This is a genomic window from Streptococcus sp. HMSC074F05 (assembly GCF_001808725.1).
Lineage (GTDB): Bacteria > Bacillota > Bacilli > Lactobacillales > Streptococcaceae > Streptococcus > Streptococcus parasanguinis_I.
Genome location: NZ_KV794407.1, coordinates 72,321 through 75,362, shown reverse-complemented (window position 1 = coordinate 75,362; position 3,042 = coordinate 72,321). Strand labels below are relative to the sequence as shown.

At 38.8% G+C, this 3,042-nt stretch carries 1 protein-coding gene; it reads right to left on the bottom strand.

Translation table 11 applies throughout. The features are described from left to right. The coding region (locus HMPREF2685_RS10805; protein ID WP_261710239.1) for a Spy0128 family protein at positions 1-2,797 on the bottom strand (2,797 nt) is incomplete at its 3' end. Between the last annotated feature and the right edge of the window lie 245 nt (positions 2,798-3,042).

Genomic DNA, 3,042 nt, shown 5'->3' with positions numbered 1-3,042 from the left:
GTGTGTTTGTTGCTTTAAGAACATGACCTTGCTTAGTAACAGTAATGGTCACTTCAGCTTTCATTGTGTCGTAAGTCATACCAGTTTCTTTATTTTCTGGGATAACTTCTTCTACAGTATATTTGTGTGTACCAACTTGTGTGTTATCAAAAGTCAAATCATCAAAGGCTACAACACCTGCCTTAGTATTTGTCTTGGTTTGAATGACCTTACCATCTGAATCTTTCAATACAAAGCTGAATTCGCCAGCTTTCAACTCACGACCTGCAAGAGCCTTGCTGAAGTCAAACTTGGTCTTAACTGGAGCTACAACGTAGTTGTTGAAGACCTTATCATCTGCACTTGAGGCAAATCCACCTTCACCACTGTATTTAACTGAAGCTTGCAAATCACCTTTAGAGTTCTCAGTTACAGTAACAGCCATCTTAACTGTCATGCCATCGTAATCGACATTTGTATCTGATCCTTTAACCTCAGTGATGGTGTAAGTGTAAGTACCAACTTTATCGAAGGTTAATTTACTAAATGTCGCTTTACCATTTTTGTTAGTGACAGTTTCTTCATATCCTGGAAGTGATTTATTTTCTTGATCTTTTTTAATCTTGAAGCTAAATTCACCATCAACAAGTACACGTCCTTCCAGTTGTTTTTCAACTTCTGGAGTTACTTCAACTGGCTCTTGTTTTACATAGTAGTAAACAGTCGGTTTATACGGTGTTAACGAGTTTAATAAGTCAACGTTTGTACCAATCTGTTTATATGCACCAACTACTAATTGACTATTTGGTGAAAGGTGTCCGATACCGTCTCCTAAGAATGGTACGAATACTGTTTTCTTAGGTGTATATCCAGCAGCAGTTTGGAAGTCAAATGGAACTTCTACTCCATTAGGATGGTTTACACCTTTATTATCAGTAAAAGCAATTGTGTTAAGAGGTGATTTCTTAACTACTAAATCTTGTGTATTGTATTCACCTGGTTTAATCGGCTTGGTTTCTGCCAGCAACATGTAGCCATCAGTGCTTAATGTACCATCTGAACGTTTACTTTGTTGTTTTGGATCTAGTAAGTAAACACGAACTACTACTGATCCATCTTCACCTACGATTTCTTTAATACGTTTAATTCCTGCACGCTCAGCGTCCATGAATTTAGTACCAACTACGTAAGGACGACTTACAAAGCCAGTTGTCGAATCTGGATTTGCTGTTTGGTAAAGTTTGTATCCATCAAATTGACGCTCACCAGACGCTGTGAAATGTTGTCCTTCCATAGCTTTAGTTGCATATTTAGCTAAATCAACTTCATTACCATTTGGTACGTAGTCTTGAACAGTTTTATCTGTTTTATTTGCATTGAATGTAGCATTATTTTTATCGACTACTCTGTAGTAAGTCGGTTTTTCGACAAATTTTGGAATTTTAGCGTTTGAATCAGTAATTGTACGACCGTTATAAGCTGGTTCCACAACGTTAATAATATCAGTTGATGTACGAGCGTTATAAACATCTTGATATAATTTTTGTTCAGCTTCATTTTTTGGATTTACTAAAGCTTGAATACTTGCCCCAACTTCATAACCAAATTGAATGAATGGTTGGTCAGTTTTACCAGGTCCTGCTCCTAAACCTTTGTCGTAATCATATTTCACAGTTAATTGACCATTAGAGGCAGCAGTTGTAGTTGTGAATTTTTGAATACCGCTTGACGCAGAAAGAGTTCTAGTTTCTACTACATTACCAGTAGTTTTATCGATTAATTCAACAGTTGTTTCTGTAGAATCATCAAATCTCTTATAAGCACGCGTATAGTAGTTTGTATGATACCGTTCATTAAAGCGAGTAAGGTCTATGATACTGTAAGTATACCAATCTCCTTCTTTTCTTGCGTACCCAGCTGGTACAGGTTGAGAGCTTACAGTTGCACCGTTAGCATCTTTGATTTCTGGAGTTACTTTTTCCCCATCTTTTAAGTAAGTAGTTACTGAGATTGGGTTAGAGTTGTGGTCGCCAGTTACAGCTTCATCAGTAACAGAACGACGGCTACGACCACGACGGCTGCTTACTGCTAAAGCTCCTGCATTTGTACGTTCTTCATTAGCAGTTGCCACAGCCGCAGCAGCATCTGTACTTGCTACACTTTCTGCTTGCGCACCTGCTTCTGTACCAGTGATCAGACCTGCTGGGCTTACAGTAGCCGAAAAAGTAGTCGTTCCTGCTGGTGTAGCCACTTCTTCTCTTGCAGCTGGTGCTTCTGAGTTTTCACTCGCGGCAGCACTGGTTGCAGTAGGTTTTGCTGTAGCAGCCGCTGTTGTAGAAGCTGGTTTAGAGCTTGACTCTTGTTTCTTCTCTACAGGTTTGCTGGTTTCTGATGACGCTGTCGTTTTTGGAGCTTCTTCAGATTTTTTAGTTTCAGCTTTTGCTTCTTTTTTAGTCTCAGCTTTTGCTTCCTTGCTTTCTGTAGCAGCTACTTTCTCAGCTACTTCAGATTTTTCAGTCGCTGAAGCTGGTGCTTCCGAAGTTGAAACAGAATTAGAAAGGTCTACTTTTAGTGCAGGTGCTCCCTGACCATAGACTGTGGAAGCAGCTGGTGCTTCTGTTTGACTTGACTCTGTTGGAGCAGGTTGTACTGCTTCTGAAGTTGCTGTTCCTGCAGATTCAGAAGGTGCTGTTGCTTCATCCGCTGACGCAGATTGAGCTCCTGCAGCAAAGAGTGCCGTTCCTAAAAGAACTGAACAAACCCCAACGCTATATTTTCGCAATGAAAAGCGCTGACGCTTATTAAATACATCCTTCATTTATAGGATCTCCTTTTTCATATTTCATGATTCCATGATACAAATAAAATTGTAACATCCTTGACATCGAGAGTCAATCTGTTGAAATTAATTTGTAATATTCTTGTTAAAATGTCATATTATACCACATATTTTTTAACAATTTGTGCTAAATTGTCACATTTTTTCCTATCCGGTTCACTTTTTTTACACCAAAAAAAGAATACAGGAAAACAAAGATCGTTCTGTCTTCCTATACTCTTCTA